Source organism: Psychrobacter sp. Choline-02u-9 (assembly GCF_002836505.1).
Taxonomy (GTDB): domain Bacteria; phylum Pseudomonadota; class Gammaproteobacteria; order Pseudomonadales; family Moraxellaceae; genus Psychrobacter.
The window spans coordinates 50,605-72,385 of sequence record NZ_PJBF01000059.1; the positions used below are offsets into that span (position 1 = coordinate 50,605).

General features: G+C 43.3%; 17 protein-coding genes and 1 pseudogene. 12 read left to right on the forward strand and 6 right to left on the reverse strand.

The window, feature by feature from the left end:
• Positions 1–4: 4 nt before the first annotated feature.
• Entirely contained in the window at positions 5–1,288 is a 1,284-nt protein-coding gene (locus tag CXF69_RS11605; protein ID WP_101206249.1) for an FAD-dependent monooxygenase, read from the forward strand.
• 36 nt (positions 1,289–1,324) lie between these two features.
• Positions 1,325–2,557, forward strand: a complete 1,233-nt coding sequence (locus CXF69_RS11610) for a PIN domain-containing protein (RefSeq protein WP_101206248.1) — start codon at positions 1,325–1,327, stop codon at positions 2,555–2,557.
• 1 nt (position 2,558) lies between these two features.
• Here CXF69_RS11610 and CXF69_RS11615 read toward each other — a convergent pair whose 3' ends face one another.
• Positions 2,559–3,470 (reverse strand): LysO family transporter, encoded by a 912-nt coding sequence (locus tag CXF69_RS11615; protein WP_101206247.1) that lies wholly within the window; start codon positions 3,468–3,470, stop codon positions 2,559–2,561.
• A 354-nt stretch (positions 3,471–3,824) separates the two neighbouring features.
• Here CXF69_RS11615 and CXF69_RS14660 point away from each other — a divergent pair.
• The 3 genes and pseudogenes from CXF69_RS14660 to CXF69_RS11635 form a co-directional block, all read left to right on the forward strand.
• Positions 3,825–6,441 (forward strand): annotated as a pseudogene (locus CXF69_RS14660) (alpha/beta fold hydrolase); the annotation flags it as partial.
• 6 nt (positions 6,442–6,447) lie between these two features.
• The gene (locus tag CXF69_RS11630) at positions 6,448–7,635 is read left to right on the forward strand and encodes a patatin-like phospholipase family protein (RefSeq protein ID WP_101206244.1); all 1,188 of its coding nucleotides are present in this window, start codon (positions 6,448–6,450) and stop codon (positions 7,633–7,635) included.
• Positions 7,632–8,456, forward strand: coding sequence for an SDR family NAD(P)-dependent oxidoreductase (locus tag CXF69_RS11635; protein ID WP_101206243.1), 825 nt, complete (start codon positions 7,632–7,634; stop codon positions 8,454–8,456). Before CXF69_RS11630 ends, CXF69_RS11635 begins: the two co-directional genes overlap by 4 nt.
• A 30-nt stretch (positions 8,457–8,486) precedes the next feature.
• Here the strand turns inward: CXF69_RS11635 and CXF69_RS11640 are convergent, their stop codons facing one another.
• The 3 genes from CXF69_RS11640 to nadA all read right to left on the reverse strand — a co-directional run bounded on the left by CXF69_RS11640 (position 8,487) and on the right by nadA (position 12,607).
• A complete protein-coding gene (locus CXF69_RS11640; protein ID WP_101206242.1) occupies positions 8,487–9,380 on the reverse strand; it encodes a phosphatidate cytidylyltransferase in 894 nt (297 codons plus the stop codon).
• Between the two features lie 127 nt (positions 9,381–9,507).
• Positions 9,508–11,397 (reverse strand): L-aspartate oxidase, encoded by a 1,890-nt coding sequence (gene nadB, locus CXF69_RS11645; RefSeq protein WP_101206295.1) that lies wholly within the window; start codon positions 11,395–11,397, stop codon positions 9,508–9,510.
• A 70-nt stretch (positions 11,398–11,467) separates the two neighbouring features.
• Positions 11,468–12,607 carry a quinolinate synthase NadA gene (nadA, locus tag CXF69_RS11650; protein WP_101206241.1) on the reverse strand — a complete coding sequence of 380 codons (1,140 nt, stop codon included), beginning with the start codon at positions 12,605–12,607 and terminating at the stop codon, positions 11,468–11,470.
• A 303-nt stretch (positions 12,608–12,910) separates the two neighbouring features.
• Here nadA and CXF69_RS11655 point away from each other — a divergent pair, with 303 nt between their 5' ends.
• The 3 genes from CXF69_RS11655 to CXF69_RS11665 all read left to right on the forward strand — a co-directional run bounded on the left by CXF69_RS11655 (position 12,911) and on the right by CXF69_RS11665 (position 15,907).
• The gene (locus CXF69_RS11655; protein WP_101206240.1) at positions 12,911–13,942 is read left to right on the forward strand and encodes an NUDIX hydrolase; all 1,032 of its coding nucleotides are present in this window, start codon (positions 12,911–12,913) and stop codon (positions 13,940–13,942) included.
• A 160-nt stretch (positions 13,943–14,102) separates the two neighbouring features.
• Positions 14,103–14,963, forward strand: coding sequence for a carboxylating nicotinate-nucleotide diphosphorylase (gene nadC, locus CXF69_RS11660; protein WP_101206239.1), 861 nt, complete (start codon positions 14,103–14,105; stop codon positions 14,961–14,963).
• A 302-nt stretch (positions 14,964–15,265) separates the two neighbouring features.
• Entirely contained in the window at positions 15,266–15,907 is a 642-nt protein-coding gene (locus tag CXF69_RS11665) for a MarC family protein (RefSeq protein ID WP_082624565.1), read from the forward strand.
• Between the two features lie 116 nt (positions 15,908–16,023).
• On the opposite strand, the gene CXF69_RS11670 is transcribed toward CXF69_RS11665, so the two are convergent.
• The gene (locus tag CXF69_RS11670; RefSeq protein WP_101206238.1) at positions 16,024–16,626 is read right to left on the reverse strand and encodes a LysE/ArgO family amino acid transporter; all 603 of its coding nucleotides are present in this window, start codon (positions 16,624–16,626) and stop codon (positions 16,024–16,026) included.
• A gap of 166 nt (positions 16,627–16,792) precedes the next feature.
• Between CXF69_RS11670 and CXF69_RS11675 the strand changes: the two genes are divergently transcribed.
• From CXF69_RS11675 to CXF69_RS11685, 3 genes are all read left to right on the forward strand, one after another.
• Positions 16,793–17,521, forward strand: coding sequence for a hypothetical protein (locus tag CXF69_RS11675; protein WP_101206237.1), 729 nt, complete (start codon positions 16,793–16,795; stop codon positions 17,519–17,521).
• Positions 17,522–17,694: 173 nt separating this feature from the next.
• Positions 17,695–18,369 (forward strand): hypothetical protein, encoded by a 675-nt coding sequence (locus CXF69_RS11680; protein WP_101206236.1) that lies wholly within the window; start codon positions 17,695–17,697, stop codon positions 18,367–18,369.
• Positions 18,370–18,409: 40 nt separating this feature from the next.
• Positions 18,410–18,961, forward strand: a complete 552-nt coding sequence (locus CXF69_RS11685) for a hypothetical protein (RefSeq protein WP_101206235.1) — start codon at positions 18,410–18,412, stop codon at positions 18,959–18,961.
• A gap of 155 nt (positions 18,962–19,116) precedes the next feature.
• Here CXF69_RS11685 and rluB read toward each other — a convergent pair whose 3' ends face one another.
• Positions 19,117–20,043, reverse strand: a complete 927-nt coding sequence (rluB, locus tag CXF69_RS11690) for a 23S rRNA pseudouridine(2605) synthase RluB (protein ID WP_101206234.1) — start codon at positions 20,041–20,043, stop codon at positions 19,117–19,119.
• Between the two features lie 628 nt (positions 20,044–20,671).
• Between rluB and CXF69_RS11695 the strand changes: the two genes are divergently transcribed.
• Complete coding sequence (locus CXF69_RS11695) at positions 20,672–21,718, forward strand: polysaccharide biosynthesis/export family protein (protein WP_227522980.1); 1,047 nt, start codon at positions 20,672–20,674, stop codon at positions 21,716–21,718.
• The last annotated feature ends 63 nt before the right edge of the window (positions 21,719–21,781 follow it).

Sequence of the window (21,781 nt, forward strand, 5' to 3'; positions counted from 1 at the left end):
CCTTATGAAAAACAACCATACGCTGATTATCGGTAGCGGTATCGTTGGGGCAACGCTTGCTCTAAAGTTGGCGCAAGATAAAATGCCAGTGACGTTGATTGATGCCCGTCCTGAGCGTGATGAATCAGCTTGGCAAGATATACTTAGCAAACGTGATGCACGTGTCTATGCACTCAGTATGGCTAGTATTAATTTGCTTAAAGATATTAGCGCTTGGCAACATATTACCGTCTCTAAGCGCAAAGCAGACTACTCGCAAATGCAGGTATGGCAGCTCAATGGGATGGGTGAGTTATTATTTGGCGAAAGTGAAGACAGCGGCGCCGAGGATAATAGCAGTAAAAATTATGAGCCTATATTATTAGGTAGTATGGTTGAGCCTGCTGTTATCGAGCACGCATTATGGCAACGCTTGCATGAAGCTGATGTCAGTGACTATCTGACCCTTATCGCTGGTCATAAAGTTGTCAATATGGATTGGCTAGGGGTGCAGCAAGGCTACCGTGTAACTCTGGACAATGGCGAAGCGATTGATGCGTGTCTATTAGTTGGTGCTGATGGGCGCGGTTCATTTGTCCGTCAGCAAGCAGGGATTGGCGTAGATACACTTGACTATAAACAAACTGCCATCTGCTGTGCGATTCAGACTGAGAAACCACATCAAGCGACAGCACGTCAAGCTATGCTACCAACAGGTACGTTGGCACTATTGCCACTAGCTGATATAACCGATGTTGATAAGGCAAGCCCGCAGCATTGGCAGTCGATCGTATGGACATTGCCGCGCAATCAAGCGTTGGCATTGATAGAGGAAGAAGATCGATTTATTGCTGATAAGTTAGCAGCTGCCAGCAATTACGAGTTGGGTGCGATTAATCAGATTGAGTCTATCGCTAGTTTTCCATTAGCGGCACAGCAAGCGAAAAGCTACGTCGCTGATAACTTGGTACTTATTGGCGATGCAGCTCATGGCGTACATCCGCTGGCAGGTCAAGGACTGAACCTTGGTATGCTGGACGTGCAAGTATTATGTGAGCAGCTAACGCATGACTTTACCCGTAGTGGCGGTACGCTTTGGGGCAGCAATCAAACGCTACGTCATTATGAGCGTTCGCGCCGTCCGCATAATAGCCTGATGATGCACAGCTTTTCTGCGCTTAATTGGTTATTTGCAGGGTCGCTTGCACAAATGCGTCCTGTGCAGCAGATACGTAATGAGGGTATGTACCGAGTCAGCAAAATCAAGCCATTGATGCGTTTATTTGCTAAGCAAGCGAGTGGGGTTTAGGAATAACAATTTAAATTAAATAATAAGAATATTTTCATGAAGCACATTTTAATCGACTATGAGAACATTCAGCCCAAAAGCTTCGATAATGTAGAGGTGGATGAATGTCATGTATGGCTTTTTTTGGGTATTAATCAGCAGAAGAGTCTACCTCTTGAATTGGTTGAAAACTTGCTCAGGTTTGATAATGAAAATTTGCACATTATTAAGATGCAACATGCAGGGAAGAATGCGCTAGATTTTTACTTGTCTTTTTATCTTGGCAAAATCTCTGAAATTGATCCTAGTGCTGATGTTTGTATTTTAGCAAGAGATAGTGGTTATGATATCTTGGTTGAGCATCTCAATAGTGCCTATGATGGTATGAGTATCATGCGGTTAGAAAATGCTAATCAGCTAACTGTGGCTTACGAGTCAAACATAGAAAGTGCATCAGATATAAAAAAAAGCCAACTTGTCATCGAAGACAGTCATCATGTTTTGTGTGATGACGTTACTAGCGTTGCCATGGACAATAAAAAATCTTTAGAGCAAAGCCTTGAAGAGAGTGTTCCCAAATCGGTTATACATGAGTGTTACGTGTTGGTTTTTGATAGCATTGTCAATCGTAAGGTGTTTTTACCGGGCTATAAATCTAACCTATTGTACTCGATAAAGAAGTACGTTCCAGTGACAGTACTAAAGAGATTTAATAGTACTGAGCAAGATTATATTTTTGAACAGGTTTTTGGAAAATTTATCAAAGCAGGACTTATTAGCCTTAATGAAAATGAAGAAAAATTAATTTATAAAATAGATAGTCAAGGAATATTAGATTTAGTCACTGATCAAGTTTTACGAAGTAAGGCAAAAGAAATTGATGGATTGAATAATGTGATCAAGCAAAAACTTGCAAGTTATCGCCAAGCAAATAGTCAGGATCAAATTGATTTAGTTGTAACTTACCTCAAAAAAAAGGCAATAATAAAACAGGATAACAAAGCTATCTATTACTCACCTTTCGATAATATCAAAGGAAATTCGAGTAAAGTTTCACAAGATGATAATAAGAATAGCAAAGACTCTGCTACAACATATCAACGTGCAATAGCACAGCTAAAAAGTAGACCAGCAGGTACTCGACCATCCAAAAAGTCAAGTTTAACAAACTATCTTAAAAGCCATTTACGTAATGAAGACTCTAAAACCATCGATAAGCTAGTTAAACAGATGGTTAGTAATAAAATAATCGTAATATCAAATACGAATAAGCTGATCTACAAAATATAGCTTAGCCAAGCGCTGAAAAGAACACCATCAGTACTGGCGAGACAATATTAATTAGGAAACCAAAGCTAATCGCTAGTGGCACGACTTTTAGACCACCTGACTGCTGAATGATAGGCAAGGTAAAGTCTAAACTGGTCGCGCCGCCAAGCCCAACCGCAGCGGAGGGGTATTTGCGCATAAATACCGGAATAAAGATTAATGCAAAGAACTCACGTACCAAGTCATTAAACAACGCGACACTACCCCAAACCGCGCCATAAGCATCGGTCATGACAATCGCTGACAGCGAGTACCAACCAAACCCTGACGATAGTGCTAAGCCTTTCGTCCATGACACATCCGTAAATAGTAGCGCGAAAATAAGCCCGCCTGCCAATACCGCTAGCGTAAAGATGACACTCATTTCTACGCCGCGTTTATTCAGTAATACTTCTTTTAAGGTGATGCCCGAGCCTTTTAAGCCTATACCGACCAGTAATATCAAAATCATCAGCATGACGGTCATAGAGTTTTCAGGCGGCATATAATCAGCAGGCAAGAAATAGCCAATCACCATCCCAATCACCACACAAACCACTTGCGCCAAGCTACCTCGAATGCTCACCCGATGCTCTTTAGATTTTACGCTTGGTTTTTTGGCATGCCACGGGCGTATATGGTCAAACACCATAAGCGCAAATAATCCTGAACCAATTGTTAATATTGATAGGACGGTGACATATAAGGCAATTTCACCCAGCTGATTGCCCAGACCTTCTACCTGAGACAGCTCAATGCCGATCAAAGCTAGGATGATAAATACCAGGTATGATAGACCTTTGTCGGCCACTTTTGTCATAGTAGGGTTAGACGGAATGGCAAAGCCAATAAACATTGGCATTAATACCAGAACAAGGGTGACTAGGCTTTCCATGATGACGGGCTCGCAGCATTTTTAATAAGGCGTTTTTAAGAAGCTGAAGATTGTACCATATAAGGTTAACAATATTGATATGAGCCACTGAGATTCATTGCAAATCATCGCTCATTGTTGACTAAAATGGAAAAATTAGACGATTATAATGATGTTAATAAATATCTTTTTCAAAATGTTTGAACGTTTTTGAGCGCTTTGTAATTCTTTACCTTATAAACTTTTGTTGCTACATTAAAGTACTGAAAATATTTGGCTAGACTCATGTCACTATATCAGCTCAAAACTCAGTTTCAAAATCAACTACGCCCGATAAGCAATACGCTGGTTGAGCAAAATATTACCGCTAACCAAGTGACGGTATCCGCTGTTTTATTAAGTATCGGTACTGCTTATATCATTGCCAAACCAGCAGCTGAACAGCAGCGGCTGTGGCTTTTATTGCCTTCATCATTGTTTGTACGTATGGCACTCAATGCCATCGATGGCATGATGGCGCGTGAACATGGGCAGGCATCAACGCTAGGAGCCGTGTTAAACGAAGTAGGTGATATGATTGCCGATACAGCGCTATTGGCGAGCCTGACCCCTCATATTCTGACCCATCATATCAATGATAAAGAACAGCAAACGTTAATAGTTAATTTGCCAACGAATATATTAACTTCTCAGCATCATATCACTGCTCTGATCGCCCTTAGTATTGGCACTGAGCTGTTAGGTATTACTAGTGATACCATGTTAGGTGTTCGTGCTAATCAAGGGCTTTTGGGTAAAAGCGATCGTGCCTTCTTATTAGGTATGCTTGGTGCGTTTATGGGCATTAGAGCCAAAGCGCCAGTCGGTATTAAAACGCAGGTGGCTTCGCCTGCCGTCAGAATAGGTCAATTATTTATACTAACAGAGATAATGCTATTAAAGACTTGTCTCAATCGACTACGTTATATGACAGAGTTATACTTGAGGCGTAACCCACCTGAGCTGCGATCCGTACTGGGTGAGTCAACAAACAACTCACTATCTCTTACTGTTGTTTTGCCAAATACTTCTACTGATAACGCTCGCCCATTGGAGTTCAAAGAAATGCCAACCACAACCGTTGATAGTCAAAAATTCGAAGAACAGGCCAGTGTTGGTTTTGACTTGTCTGCATCTAAAATCATCAATGGTGAAAGCTGTTATAACGCTTACGACGGCACGGCTATTTATTATCGCTATTGGCTAACGACGCCTTTAGAAGACATGAAAAAATCAGCTATCAAGCAAGCCAACCAACCGTTGCGCCAAGTTATTTTATTGCACCGAGGGCATGAGCATTCGGGACGATTGGCAGAGCTAGGAGAGCAGTTTGCAACAGCTGGCTATCAGGTGTTTGCGTGGGATGCGCGCGGCAATGGGCGCTCAGGGGGTATCAAAGATCATGCTGATAGCGTTACCGAGCTTGAGCGAGATTTAGAGGGTTTTGTCCAGTTGGTTATGGGACAGACTGGCATTGCTATCGAGGATACATTGATTGTCGCCAGTAGTATCGGCGCGGTATTGGCAGCAGCATGGGTACATGATTATGCGCCCAATATTCGCGGCATGATACTTGGCACGCCTGCGCTCAGTATTCGCTTGTATTTGCCCTTTGCTTATACCATCGCTAAAGGTGGCACGTACGCTAGGTCTGATGTCACGTGTCAGCAGCTATGTTAAAGCACAAGTACTGACCCATGATAAAGACGCGCAGCAAGCTTACAATGCTGATCCGTTAATTTCCAACAGTATCTCGACCGACTTACTCATCGACACTCATGCAACGGGTCAGCGTCTACTCGATGATGCTGGTGCTATCACCGTACCGACGTTCGTCTTATGTGCGGGCAAGGATTATGTGGTCGATAAACAGGCTGAGCGCACATTTTATGAAGCGATTAACACACCGATCAAACGCTGGCAGTTGTATCCAGACAGCTACCATGCAATCTTTCATGAGACCAATAAAGCCGATGTCTTTGCCGACTGTATTGAGTTTGCTGAGCAAATATTTAGCACCCAAGTACAAGTCCCTGATCTAAGTACGGCTCACTTAAACAGTGCCAGTAAGGATAAAGTGGATCGTTTGGCGATTAAACCATTCAATCCAAACTTTGCGATTACCCGTTTTGCGATGCAGAAGTTTGGTCATGTTAGCGATGCGATTGCGACAGGACTTGAGCATGGATTTGATTCAGGTCATTCACTGGATCATGTCTATTATAATAAACCCAGCGGTCAGAATAAATTCGGACAGGCAGTCGATAAATTTTATTTAAACAATATCGGCTGGCAAGGTATTCGCATTCGCCGTGAGCATATATTGGAGTTGGCACGTGAAGCATTAGCCGACATTAGGACTACCAAGCAAAAAAACGCTGAGCCATATCAACCGAAATTATTAGATATCGCTAGTGGACATGGTTTTTATGCGTTTGATCTGCTGACAGAATTTACAGATTTGTATGCTGAATTGCGTGATTATGAGATGCATAATATTCAGGCACTGCAAGCAAAAGCACAGCAGTTAGTGATTGCTGATCGAGTAGTGACCAGTCAGAAGGATGCCTTTGATCCTTCCAGTTATATCAATGCACATACGAATGATACTAGTACCGATACTAAAAAATCAGATCTTGCTATTGCTTCAGGGTTATTTGAATTATTCTCTGATAATGCGCTACCAGCGACAGCTTTGGCAGGTATTTATGACAGTTTAAAATCGGGCGGTTATCTGATTTATACCAACCAACCGTGGCACCCTGAGCAGGAGTTTATCAGTAAAACACTAAATAATCACCGTGGTAGTAGTTGGGTAATGCGTTGTCGTTCGCAAGCAGAAATGGATCAACTGGTTGAGCGTGCAGGCTTTAAGAAAGTCACGATGCGTATCGATCGCTTTGGGATATTTACTGTTTCGTTAGCGATTAAAACTGTATCAACTGATGATGAGTGATAGATGAACAATGAGCAGGTTAAACCTTATGAACGTGTTCAGCTGTTTTCAGGGGGAGGGTCACGTTTCGGTTACTATTTGGGCAGTTATGCAGCCTTAGTGTCTCATGATTTAGCGCCAGATATTATCGTCGGTACTTGCGGTGGTAGTTTGTCTGCCTACTTAGTACACCTTGCGCCCGACCCTAAAGATTTGCAAGCATTGATGTGCAGCCGTGAGTTATATCGTGTCATCACTGCCATCAGACATGTCGCGCCAGATGAAGCCAATAAACGTCTAAAGCTGCGCTATATGACACATGCACTCAAACGTTGGCGGTTATCAAAGCAAAGGGATAATGGACAAGGACAACGTCAAGCAGACAGCTACGAGCGACTGTTAAGTGAGGTGCAGCAGCTGGCGATGTTTCGTATCGATAACGAGCAGTATTGGCTAGATGAGCTGTCGCAGTTTGCTACTAGTAATAATGATAGTGGCAATACTGATAAGGCAGCACCAGAGATAGCAATCATTGCTAGCCGACTGTATCAAGCACCTGCTGATGGTTTGTATAATGAAAAACTCGCACTGCAAGAGTTGTTATTTGCGCCGCCGTGCTTACCAAATTTCGTATCAGGTCTGGCTGACGAACAAATAACGTCACCAGCGCATATGTTTGCAAACGGACGCATACACCCGTCTGTAAAAGTACAGACGCAATGGGATTTTGCCCCAGTGATTCGCGCGTCTATGGCTGACATGTACTATCTACCGCCCACACACATCGCAGAGCTTGGCTGGTGCTTAGGTGGGGTGATTAATCTCACACCTATCGAACTGGCCTGTCAGTTGGGTAACAGTGTATTTGCAGAAACCAAGGCAGGTTATGACCCATGGCTTGCCGCCCCAGCGATTCAGCGCGTCTTTGGTTTTGATCCCAATGAGCGCTTGGCAGCAGTACACAGTTATCAACCAGTCAGTGTGTCGGCGCTCACTGAAACCATTAATAAAAACCGTCAGCTACATTGGTTACCATTTGCCGATAATGAACAGCAGTTAGCAGGTCAAAATGTGCAAAAGCGGTTTAACCTAAAGCAAATGACTGTTGAGCTAATACACAGCGACTATGACGGTTTTGTGCAGCAAATGCAGGCGCAATGGCAATATGGCTATCAGCGTACGGTCAACTATATACAGCAACATAAATTATGAAAAACATCGCAAAAGGTATCACTAGAAACCATGCGCCGCATATTATTATCGTTGGTGGTACGAGTGGCATTGGCTTGGCATTGGCGTTGCATCATCAGATGCTTGGCTGGCAGGTGAGCGTTGTTGGTAGTAGCGCAGCAAAGATAGCCGATATCAATAGCCAGCATCCTGCTATCGTAACTTATGTGTGTGATTTAACTGAACCAAATCAAACGCAAACGTTATTAGACAATTTGTCAGGTATTCCATTTCAAAGGCTGATCTATAGTGCTGGTAGCTATACCAATGAGCGTATCCATCACTTAAATCAAGCAGATAGCGACCAAATGCTAGCAATTAATTTACAGGCATTTGAGCAGGTTTTTAGATGGGCAAGTGATCAGTTAAAGCAGCAGTTAAAACAATCACATCAGGCGTTGGATTTGACTGGAAGTGACAGAACTAGCCTCATCTGTATTGCCTCTATCGCAGGTACGATGGATTATCCTTATGCTAGCCTTTATGCAAAAAGCAAACGTGCAATGATTGCTACGGCTAGCGCTTATCGAGCAGCACTTGCGCCTTACAACATCCAAGTGAACTGTATTGCTTCAGGCTATATCAATACTCAAGCACTACGTGATTTAAACGATGGCGATGCTAGCCATAAGCCATTTATCATGAGCACGCAAGCAGCTGTTGTTCGTATTATGCAGGCGATTGACGATGATGTAGAACTAGCGATATTCCCACGCTCAATGCGCTATATCACGAGTGCCTTAAATCATTTGCCTAAGCCTGTGCTCAATTGGATATTGCGCAGTAAACTAGATAAAGCATAGATGACTATGCTATCTGTGCTTTGATTGTATTTAACCAAATAACCAGTACAGTAGGGTAAATACTGGCACTCCAATCAGCAAACTGTCTATCCGATCTAATACCCCACCATGACCAGCGAGCATCGTTCCGGTATCTTTTACCCCATGTTGACGCTTAAATGCTGATTCCAACAAGTCTCCAAATATACCGCTTACAGCCAAGCCATAGGCAGCTAATAGACAGACCCACCAATCAAAAGGGGTGAGCCCAAAACCTAGTGCTGTTGCCAAGATTGCCGCAACTAAACTACCAAAGATAGCACCTTCAATGCTTTTATTCGGGCTAATAGTCGGCGCTAGACCTCGTTTAAAGAGCTTACGTCCAAGCAGTCTCCCACATAAATATTGGGCAATATCATTAAACTGACTGGCAAATAATACGAAGAGTAAAACGCCATATTGTTCGCGTTGCCAGGTCAATTGCTGTAAGGCTACAAGGCTAATGATGAGTGAGAGGAAGGTAACACTCAGTAGTAGGTCTAAGTAGTTGAGCCGCGTATAGTGTTGAGTCGGATTGAGAGAGGTCTTCGGTAGCAGGAGCGTACTTGGCTGTAAGCCTTGCGCTTGGAGTTTATGAATGAGCACGGCTTTACTGCGTAAACACCATAGGCGTTTAATCTCGTAGCTACCGCGTAAACCAATTAATATAAAAAATAAAATGAACAGCCATTGATAGGGATATACTTGCAAATGAGAACCTTGCGTATCGTTCGTTATTTTTGCAATCACATAGCAAGTGCAGAGCGCGGCTAACATCAACCACCACGAGCGTGCTATCAGGTAGATTTTTGGCAAGCGTTTGCGCAGACGATGTACGGCAAGTACACTCCAAGCCAAGCTGACAATTATCATCAGGGCAATTACAAACACAATATCAGAAGCCATGCCATGGACACTCAAAGAAGAGGTAATATTTTAAGCCTATCCATAATGATAGCTTAAATGCTTCTTTAACTATAGTGTTAGATATCCTCTTGATGGGTTTGGCTATTATCTGTTATCTGTCGTAGGTTTAAATATGGTCAGTAACTGGTATCGGACAACGCTCATTTTCTATAATGTGAGAAAAGGAGCTAAGCGTAGTTTTTCTTAATGGCAGAATGATACTGGTTAAAGGCGTTTCAGCTAAGTTAGGATAATCCTCGCGATAATGTCCACCGCGACTCTCAAAGCGCTGATAAGCCGATTGGACAATCATCGTTGCTAACGCTAATTGCCTCACCAATTGAAAAATGTCAAGCTCACTGTCAGTAGTAAGGGCTTTACTACTCATATCAGATAGCATGGTTTTATTATGTTCGATTGACTCTTGCCACTGCTCAATTTGTCGCAATGCTTGCTCTAATTTTTCATCGCTACGTGTGATGCCCATATTGGCTGTCAAAAGAGCTTTCAACGCTATAGTTATCTCTGCAATAGCTACGTCAGAATGAAACGCCTTATCGGCATTATAAGTTGGGAGTGATGACTGCTTAGAAGAAGGTAAAATAACAAACTGCGTGTTTTCTAATGTCGGATATTGCCAAATACCGGCAGCTAACTGATGCAGTTCATAGTAGGCAGTCGTATGTGGCTGTGGCATTTTTTCTAAAGCTTCTAAGTTCTTTAAGCGATCCAATTTTGTTAAGTAACGTGGCAAATTAGCGGCAATGTTGCGACCAACCACCACACACTCCAACAATGAATTACTTGCTAAACGGTTGGCTCCATGTAGCCCTGTATAAGCAACTTCGCCTGCTGCATATAGTCCTGCGACGTCGGTCAAACCATTGGCGCAAGTCACCACGCCGCCACAACTATAGTGGGCAGTCGGAGCGACCGGAATAGGGTCTGTCGTCATATCGATACCGAGTGCTAGCAGCGTCTGATAAATCTGCGGGAAATGTGCCTGTATAAATGCGGCTGGCAAGTGACTGATATCAAGATGCACGTAGCCAAGTCCGTTACTACTAATCTGATTGGCTATTGCCCGAGCGACGATATCGCGTGGCGCCAATTCAGCGCGCTCATCAACGTCTAACATAAAGCGCACGCCAGTCTGTGGACAATAGAGTCGTCCACCTTCACCGCGTAATGCTTCAGATATCAGAAAGCTGCTGTCATCTAATGCCAGACCCGTTGGGTGAAATTGAATAAATTCTAAATTTGCCAAGCGGCAACCTGCCTGCCATGCCATCATGACGCCATCACCAACACAGACGTTAGGCGCGCTGGCACGCTTAAATAGTTGACCTAAGCCACCACTAGCGAGTACGACAGCTGAACTATGAATGGTGAGTTGGCGCTCGTTGATATGATCAAAGACTAACGCTCCTCGGCAATGTCTAATCTCGCTATCGTTCATGCTAAAAGAGGAGCTGCTAATTATAGGTGAAGTCAGTAACTCTAATGCTTCATGATAAGGCAAGATAGTGATATGGGTTGCAGCTTGTGCTTTGGTAATTAATGCATCCATCACGTGCCGACCCGTTGCATCATCCGCATGAGCCACACGTCTACAGCCATGACCGCCTTCTTTGGTCAAGTGTAAGTCACTGGTTTTTAAGACTACAAAATCAGGTGTATTATCATTTTCTTTAGTTAAAGTAGATTGAGTAAATGGCACACCTTGTTCGCATAGCCACTGCACCGCTTGCTGTCCTGCACCCAAGATACGGGCAGTATTGTCAGTCGCACACAATCCTGCACCAGCGATTAAGGTATCAGCGACATGCTCAGTCACAGAGTCTGCTTTGTCTAAGCTGGCTGCGATACCACCTTGAGCGTAGTGACTTGAGCACACCTCAAGTGCGGCTTTGCTTAAAACAGTGATATTCAGTGATTTCGGCAGAGATAGCGCGGTGCTCAAGCCTGCCAGACCAGCCCCAATAATAAGAACATCAGTTTTTATCATATTACTCATATCACTGCTGCTCCTGTTATTTTCATAGCGAGTGGTGCTGGGACGATCAACTGAATGCGACTGATTCATGCTAGGCTGCCCCAACGTTAGCGAACAGCGCACGGTCTTTTACAATGTCGCCACTGGCGGCTACGCGTTGCTTTTGCGCTTCAGCAAAATCAAGCATCCGTTGTAATGGTTTTTTTGCTGCAGTCGCTAGCTCAGGTGTCATTAGCACTTCGCCGCTTTGATAGGCTAAGCACTGTTCAATCCCTTTTAGACCGTTCATGGCCATCCAAGGACAAAACGCACAGCTCTTACAGCTTGCGCTCTCACCAGCAGTCGGTGCGGCCAAGAATCGCTTGTTTGGTGAGCGTTTTTGCATCTCGTGCAATATGCCCAAATCAGTAGCGACGATAAAGGTATCAGCATCCATCTCATACGTTGATTGCAAAAGCTTGCTAGTCGAGCCGACCACATCGGCTAGTTCAACCACGCTATCAGGTGACTCCGGATGCACCAAGACTTTGGCCTCTGGGTACTCCTCTTTCAGTTGCAGGAGTTCAGTGGCTTTAAATTCGTTATGTACCAAACAAGACCCTTGCCAAAGCAGCATGTCTGCACCAGTCTCACGCGCAATATATTTACCCAAATGGCGATCAGGCCCCCAAATGATAGGCTCACCTTGGGCATGTAAGTGACTGACGATGTCTATACCGACAGATGAGGTTACCACCCAATCAGCTCTCGCTTTTACCGCGGCGCTGGTATTGGCGTAGACGACCACAGTACGCTCAGGATGGGCATCACAAAATGCTGAAAACTCATCAGCAGGGCAGCCCAAGTCAAGCGAGCATTCGGCTTCCAAATCTGGCATGAGGACAGTCTTTTCCATGCTTAATATTTTTGCCGATTCACCCATGAAGCGCACACCAGCGACCACCAATGTTTGAGCGCTATGAGCTTGTCCAAACCGAGCCATTTCAAGTGAGTCACCGACGCAGCCACCCGTTGCCAATGCCAAATCTTGGATAAAAGGGTCGACATAGTAGTGTGCTACCAGTACGGCATTATTGTCTTTTAGTAGCTTCTTGATGTTTTCTTCAACCACGATGCGTTCAGCGCGAGGCAAGTCTGCTGGTATTTTAGCCTTGGCATATTCAATATTCATCTGAGTGGCGATGCGATTGTCCGTACTCATGATAGGTGCGTCGTAAGGATATTTTTTCATAATGGCAGCCTTTGTTGGTGCAATAACGATAAATGTATGAGCTAAAAAATAGGTAATTGGGCATAACAAATTTATAAGTTATCTTAATTATGCTCATTTTGAGCATAATTACAAGTATTTTTTTATACTGATCTATTCAATATATTCGGTTTTAGCCTTTCAAAACGGTATGTCGATATTGATTTTTTATACTTACAACGACAGACTATGATAGTTTTAGATTCAAGCTATACTAAGCCATACGGTAGCTATTAACCTTGATAGCCTTTTGTTTTTCAGAGAAAAAGGATAATCCCCAAAGCCATGACGTTGTCTTATTCACATGCGCACCAGCAAGGTAGCGGCACGACAGAAGTGGTCGCCGTGTTGGTCGCTATCACAGATCATATCGCGCGTGTCCTAACCGTTGACCAAGGCAAGCTGTTGCCAAATGGGCCACTTATGCCGCTACATCGCTCGTTACAAGCAGGTGTGCGTCAATGGGTAGAGGAGCAAACGCAGCAACCGCTTGGATATTTGGAGCAGTTATATACCTTTGTCGATACTAACAGGCGTAATATTGATGGCCATGCGTTGGTGTATGTGAGTTATTTAGGTTTGGTGCAAGAGACGCAAACGCAGGCACTCCAAAGCAAAGCACTCTGGCGAGATTGGTATGATTATTTCCCATGGGAAAATCATTTGGACGGTATGCCTAGTATTATTATGGACTTTATCGTACCAGCACTACTTGAATGGGCCAATACTGCCAACGACTCGATTGTCCAACAGCGCAGGCGTCAGCGTATTGGTTTATGTTGGGGACTGGACGAAGCGTTTTTGGCAAGCGGCAAACTCACTGACAGCCAATCAGTCAACGAACACGATAATGAAAGTAGAGAATGGATTGCAGAGCATGTATTACTACGCTATGAGATGCTTTATGAAGCAGGTCTGATACCCGAAGCCCCTAATTATCCGCCCAATTATCAAGCTGTTGCCTTGCCAGAGGACTGGTCACAACGCATAGGTGTACCCATGTATTACGATCACCGTCGCGTGATCGCTACTGCTATCTCAAGACTGCGCGCGAAAATTGAATATAGACCGCTTATTTTTGGTTTGATGCCAGACGTCTTTACCTTATCGCAGTTGCAGCAGAGTGTTGAAGCACTATCAGGCGTGCGTTTGCACAAGCAAAACTTCCGTCGGTTGCTTGATTCGCAAAACCTAGTAATGGAGACAGGAGAGAGTAGCACTGCCCAGCGCGGTCGTCCTGCCAAGCTATATCGCTTCCGTCATGATATTGAATTACAGAGTTTATTGATGGACAGCAAACTTCCTAAGCGCAAGTAGTCATTTCAAGCCAGTCCGTTTTATCTCTAAATCGGTTTGTAATACGAAAAATTTGTCACCTTTCCTTGCAGGGTCGCTAACTTTACGCTATATTTATGCTCATTTTGAGTTTAAATAACGAGCAGTTTCTATCAATATCATGCCTAGATAAGGGTCAAAGATGACAATTGAACAAGAGCCAGCATTGGATGACGTATTGCTTAAACCATTGGTTGAGAATGCACTAACTGAAGATTTGGGTAGGCGTGGTGATGTAACCTCACAAGCTACTATCCCAGCCGATATGCAAGCGCAGCTACAGATCAAGGCGCGGCAAGCAGGCGTGATATGTGGTATCGATTTGGCACGTTTGTCTTTTGCCTTAGTCGATGCACAAATTGAGTTTATTGCACAAGTACAGGATGGCGAAACAGTAGAGGCTGGCGCGGTGTTAGCGACGGTAAAAGGTAACGCGCGTCATTTATTGACAGCAGAACGCACGGCTCTGAACTTTATGACCCATCTCAGCGGTATTGCGACAGCGACTCGTCAAATTGTCGATAGCGTGGCCCAATATCCTGCACAAATTACCTGTACACGTAAGACCATTCCAGGCTTACGTATTGTACAAAAATACGCCGTACGCTGCGGCGGCGGACGCAATCATCGCTTAGGGTTGGATGATGCGATTTTAATTAAAGACAATCATATCGCTATTGCTGGTGATATAAAAACAGCCATTCAGCAAGCACAGAGATTTGCTGGGCATCTGATTCCTATTGAGGTCGAAGTCGATACGCTAGAGCAATTAGAGCAAGCGCTCGATGCAGGTGTGAGTTTAGTGCTATTAGATAACATGTCGCCTGAAACATTGTCGCAAGCGGTTGCTATGTGTAAGGGGCGCGCAAAGACTGAAGCCTCAGGTGGTATTACGCCCGAAACGGTACAAGCGGCTGCAAGTACAGGGGTTGATTTTATCGCGATGGGTTATTTGACGCACAGTACTACTGCTTTGGATATTGGGCTAGATTTTAGTGCATAAATATAGATGTGCTAAAGGTTAATAGCGCTACATGCGCTCGATTTTAGCGAAAGGACTATCACCGAGTTAATAGAATGGCAATTTATACTGACAGCTTGTACTGATAATCGGTTAAATGCTTGTTTTTGCACTGAAGCTTTACTAAGGTGACATATAGGCATAACGGCGCAAAGTTAATAATTTTATTAGCTTATCTGCCTATGCTACAATGCTATTTTTAGTTGCCTATTGGGTCATCGTTGCACTCGCACGATGACCTTATCTTTTTGCACAAGCGGTATCAATAGACAAGCGAGCGCTCAGTGAATACTGAAATTATCAAGATAATCCTAGCCTTTATGGTATTGATCAATCCATTTAGCGCATTGACGTTATTTTTAGATTTGACTCGCGGCTATTCGATGAACAATCGACGTAAGGTCGCGCGCGTTGCTTGTCTGACCATTTTTATCACCATCAGCTTTTTTACGATTGCAGGTGAGACGCTACTAAAAACCCTTGGTATTTCTATCGGCTCGTTCCAGTTGGCAGGCGGTATATTGGTATTTTTAATTGCCTTAAATATGATGAATGGAGAGGGTAACCCTGTTAAACCTGATCAAGAGAACTTCGATGTTGACCATGTAAAAGATGCGCCAGTCTCGATGGCAGCTGCCGTGGTTCCCCTTGCGATTCCGATGATGATTGGGCCTGGTGGTATCTCCACGGTTATCATTTATTCTTCACAAGTATCAGGTATTTTGCAGGTATCTGCCATCTTGATTGCAGGCTTATTCATCAGTCTGTTTTGCTATTTGGCATTGATGGCGGCAGGTCGTATCAGTCGCTTACTAGGCGATACTGGCTTGAATATCATGAGCCGAATCATGGGTATGCTATTGGCCGCCGTTTCTATCGAGATTATCGTTAATGGACTGCGTACGCTCTTTCCTAGCTTGATGTAAATGATCAATACAATATTACCGCTAACCATATATATTTATACAGTGGTTAGCAGTTATCGACGTCATTCAGTTTATTCAACACTCAGCTTATCTATCATTTCTCAGTTATATTTCTATCAACTTTGATACAAATGCCAAGCCAGATACAGCATTAACAACCCTACCAAAGCATCCAGTATGTTCCATGCCTTAGGCTTCTCAAATAGAGGCCTGAGTAATCGTGCACCATACCCAAGCGCAAAGAAGAAAAAGAACGAAGCGCTAATTGCACCTGCGGCAAACGTCAATTTACTGCTTGCACCCGTAGAGACCATGCCGACGAGTACCAATGTGTCTAGATAGACGTGCGGGTTTAGCCAAGTAAAACCAAAGCATAGTAACAAGGCTTTTTTTAAGCTAGTCACGACTTGTCCTTCGACAGTCAAAGCATGTGACACGCGTACGCTGGCATACAAACTCTGTAAGCCATATCCTAATAAAAATATAACGCCTGCTATTTTTGCGATATCTATAACGTGAGGATAGCGGGCCGTAACTGCACCAAAACCACCAACACCTGCTGATATTAAAAACGCATCGCTCACCGCACAAAATAAACAAACAAAAAATATGTGCTCGCGTTTGAGACCTTGTTTGAGTACAAAGGCGTTTTGGGAACCAATAGCAATGATGAGAGATAACCCAAGTAGGAAACCAGAAATATAATCGGGAGCATTCATAATACGGTGCTTAACGGTTGGCGTGTAGGAATGGTGACATTTTGCTTACTGGCAGGCCAGCAAAAACCTGCTAAGATACGCTATTGAATGAATGTATGCAATATGCGCACAATGTGAGTGTAATAGACGAGGGGCAGAGCAAGTCATGGTAGTCAGTTTGACAAGAATGCTACAGTCATTTGGGCAAGCTCAAGATGACCTACCGACATTGGCAGCAAAGAATGCTCAGGAGATGAGCGTCAATCATGAACAAGATGCTACTGCCAATAGTGATAGCAATCACGCAGTACAAGAGCGTTCTACACTGACTCCGCCTGAACGTGTAAACCGTATATGTGATGCGTTGGCACAAGTCAGTGATAGCCAATCATCCACGCCTTTGACCGATCGCTATCTGAGCAATCGTGCTCAAATGCGCCCAACCAATAGACCGCCTTTTGACCCAGATACTTTGTGGTATCTCAAACATGGACGTTGTCCGATTATGACTGAACTTGTTGATGTGGTCGATGAGGCCACCCTAAATGCCATGCCTATTGAAGCCGTTGCGATATTAGATCGTATCAATAGTAAGCTAAAGCGTTATCGTGAATGGAGTAGTGAGCTGAACGAACAGCAACAGCAGCAGCATAACGAGCGTCAGTTCGTCATCGATAAATTGGTGTCCGAAAGTATCCCTGAAGCATTACATCATTATGAGCAGCTACAACGCTTTAGTCCGCATCGCACCAAAAATAACATGGTGCAGGGCAAGATGACTGCTGGTGATATGCTGACAGATTTGTTCTTAGAGATTGATTATGAGCTGGACGAATTATTGGATGAATTGCATCAGACAGTTTTGAACCGCCTTGCCTCAACCCACCGTTATGTTAAGAGCCGTACGCAAAGTTAAATGTTCTTTGATGATGTTTTTTTGAACACTTGCAAAGGTTAAGTATTATCAAAAAACACAATCGACCCAATGCATAACAATATAGGGCTTTAATAGAGCCTTATTTTTTTGTTTAATAATAACAACCATAAAAAATCAGCCACGACATTCTGATAAGTAATAAGGACAATATAATGACCCAAATGACTGCAATGTTCGTAATGTTTGTTTTGTATGGGCTGTTGCCAGCGGCTGGGTTATATCTAGGTTATCGTGGCATTAAAAAAGTCACAGCACCCAAAATGCTCGAATATAAGGCAATGCCGCAACTGGGTTATATACCTGAAAAAAGCCTACCCGTCGCCGTTAAAACTGCTCTGGAGCAAATTAACACAAAGGGTGAAAAGCTGCGTGTCATGTATGGCGATACCAATAATGATGGAAAGATTGATGATAAGGATGCCGTCAACGAAACTTATATTATGATTCAGAACCTCATGGATAGGCATGTGCCACAAGCCCTCTCTGACTATCGCCGCTTGCACGATTTAGATGTGACAGATAGTGCGCTTGCTGATACTACCAAAATTAAACATTCTAATGTCACTGGTAAAGAAGCCTTGTTAGACGTGCTTAAGACAATTAACACACAGTTCGATGACCTGCTCAACGCGTCATATCATCAAGACGGTCAAAAACTACTTGCAACCAATCGCTATCTCCAGAAACGTTTTGAGAAACCTGCTAGCAATACAGAGTTTCAAAAGCCCGATAGCAATGCCAGTAGTGATGCGAGCAGTGAGGTAAGTATCCAAACGATTGAAAGCCCAACTGGTGAAAATGTGAGCGCTGAAGATATTAAGCTATGAACACACAGTTGAATGGTGAAAGGGTAAAGAGCAAGCGTATATGAGTATCTTAATAGGCATCGGTATTGTAACGACCATCACTACCTTCTATCTAGGTAGAAAAGGCTGGCAGGCTTTTCATAAAGCCGTCGGTATCTCACCTGGCGTACTCACTTATCAAGATTATGATACGCCCTTGTCATTAGCCACATTAAGCTTGCAGCAGTTAACGTTAGATAAACAGCACTTAAAAAACTTGTCAGAGCAGCAACTACGCCAGTTAAAACGTATCGATGAGAAAGTAAGCAGCTATCACGCTTATCAAGCAGCCCTACAAACTCAGAATAAGACACCAGCGATAACAGAAGCGCAGTTTGTATTAAATAAAATGTTGCAAACACGGTTACCCGAGATGCTGGCTACTCATTACCAATTAACGGATATAAATGCCAAGAATAGAAATAACGAAAAGAGATTGGAAGCTAATGAATTATTGCAGAGTGTTTTAGATAATATCGAACAGCGTTTGGATAGACTACTGGCGCAAATGGACGAGGAACAGCTACAAGAGCTGCGAGTCATGAAGCACTATATTAATAGCCACGATAGCTGAGCCGTTATATCTATACTGAGAAACTGTGATGCTTGAAAACTGTGACGCCTGTAAAAAGACACAAAAAAAGCGGTCAATGACTATTTATCATTGACCGCTTTTTTATGTTTATCCCAAATCTATTTAAGACTTAGAATAATGTTAAACCAATTTAACTAGCGCTTATCATTGCGATCACGGGTGTTACGTGTACCGCGGCTGGCAGGGCTAGCGCTACTTTTAGGTTTCGCGCTGCTGTTGCGGTTATCGCTACGAGTATCAGTGCGACGCGCTTTAAGCGGCTTGTTTCTGATACGTTCTTGCTTCTCTTTAGCAGCGCCATGTAGACCCGTGCCATAACGTGGGCGTAAGCTGACCAAATCCGTCAACGTGTTGATTTCTTTTTTATCAAGCTCTAAGAAACGACCAGTACGTAGCTCTTTTGGTAGAACAATCGTGCCATAGCGTGTACGTAGTAGACGACTAACTTTTAGACCTTGTGATTCAAATAAACGACGTACTTCGCGGTTACGGCCTTCTTTTAGCTGGACGTGATACCACTTGTTGACGCCTTCGCCGCCGCCTTCTTTGATGTCTTCAAATTTTGCAAGGCCATCTTCTAGCATGACACCAGCGGTCAATGCACGAGCGATATCAGGCGTTACTTCACCCAATACACGTACCGCATATTCACGAGTGACTTCACCAGATGGGTGCATCAAGCGATGCGCCATTTCACCATCATTAGTAAATAACAATAGGCCAGTTGAGTTAATGTCCAAACGTCCAACCATTACCCAGCGGTCATGCGTCAGCTTTGGCAAACGTTCAAAGACAGTTGGGCGGCCTTCTGGATCTTTAGCCGAGCAAACTTCGCCTTCAGGCTTGTAGTAAGCGATAACACGGCGACGCTTCTCATTTTCAGAAGTGTATTTGATTTGACGGCCATCAACGCGAATCTCATCACCTTGCGAGACGCGATCACCGATGGTCGCAGGACCGTTATTAACCGTTACGCGGCCAGATTTGATGACTTCTTCCATTTGACGGCGTGAACCAAGTCCCATACGGGCGAGTGCTTTCTGTAATTTTTCATCTTTCATCATAATATCCTTGAGTCGGTGGGTTTACATTTCTCAATGTAAAAAATTGGATTGACTATTCTACGCTATTTTAACAAATTTAGCACGTAAACCAATAGCTTACTGATTATTAATGCATAAGCAAACATTGTGCTAATCAATAAAAGTTTATTAGTCGTATACGAAATATAGACTCGAAGAGTCTTAGTGACTGACTATATAAGTTAATACATAGATACAAACACTTACACTACTCCGGCATTAAAGGGATAGTTCCAATCATAAATGCAATCGAAACAATCCTTTATTAAGTTAAAGTTTTTCAAATTAAAAATAAAAATTTTATTTATGACGAAGCTGTTTTTACTTGCGTTTTTTTATCGCTCAACAATCTAAAAGTCGATATAAATTTTTGCAATTAGCCGAAAATAAAGGGCTTGATGAGAAGTTGCAAAATAGTCACTTAATTATTTTATGACAGATTATATGTATTGCACTGAATATAGTTTAGGTGTATATTTATTAAATATATTCTTTTTTACGAATATAAATGCTGTGGTGAGGTTTTTGGTTTGATTCACAAATATAAATATGAGTAACTGTTATGGTTAATAAATATTTCATTTTTGTACACAAACGCTTTTTGGTAATGAGCATATTTTGCTTATTTCTGATGGGGTTGTTTAGTGGCTGTACGATCAACTCAGGACTTCAGTCAGGAAATCTTCCTGAATCTGGCACCTTTACCGCAGATAACGGTCTTCAATTTCATATTCAGCCTTTAAGTCTGGCAACTTTACCACGTACAGCGCCGCCTACTGTTACTCAAGATCTCTCTCATTTGATCAAAACCTCTGGACGAGTCAATTACGGCATTGCGAAAGGGGATGTGCTGAATATCATCCTTACCAATTATCCAGATATTAATGCGTCAACTGCTAGCTTAACGGTAGATCAACAAGGGTATATACAGTTTCCATTGATAGGTAGAGTTCAAGCCAGTGGGCTGAGCGTGCCGCAGTTCACCGCCACATTGCAAAGCAAACTACAGCGCTATCTCAAGTACTCAGATCCTCAAGTCAAAATCATCAATTACCGTGGCAGCAAGTTTTTCGTAGATGGTGCGGTGAAGCAGTCTGGTGAGTTTGCTATTGCTGATGTGCCAGTGTCGGTATATGGGGCTATCTCTATGGCAGGTGGTACCACTGAGACAGGCGATTCAAATAACATTGTGCTAAATCGTCAGGGCAACAGCTATCGCTTAGGAGTGCAGTCACTACATAAAATGGGACTGTCTGCCAATCAAATCTATCTGCGGAATGGTGACTCTATTCACGTCAATAGCCAAAGCCGCAATAAGGTCTACGTATTGGGTGAGTTTGGCAAAATTGAGCCAGTGGCAATTCCAGAACAGGGGCTGAGCTTAGCGCATGTATTGGGCGAGTCAAATGGACTAAATTCCAATACGGCTAATGCAGCCAAAGTATATATCGTGCGCGACAACCCTCAGTACCAGTACACCAATATCTATTACGTCGACATGCAGAGCATCATAAGCTTGGCACTAGCCAGTCGCTTTGACATGCAAGCCAATGACATTCTTTATGTGGATCCAACAGGCTTGGCTCGCTGGAATCGTGTGATTAGCGCGATACTACCGTCAACATCTGCCATAAACGTGATATCAGGGTTATAAATGATAGCTAGTGAAAATACTGGATGTGCTTTGAATTTTAATACTGAAATTGAGAGATAAGAA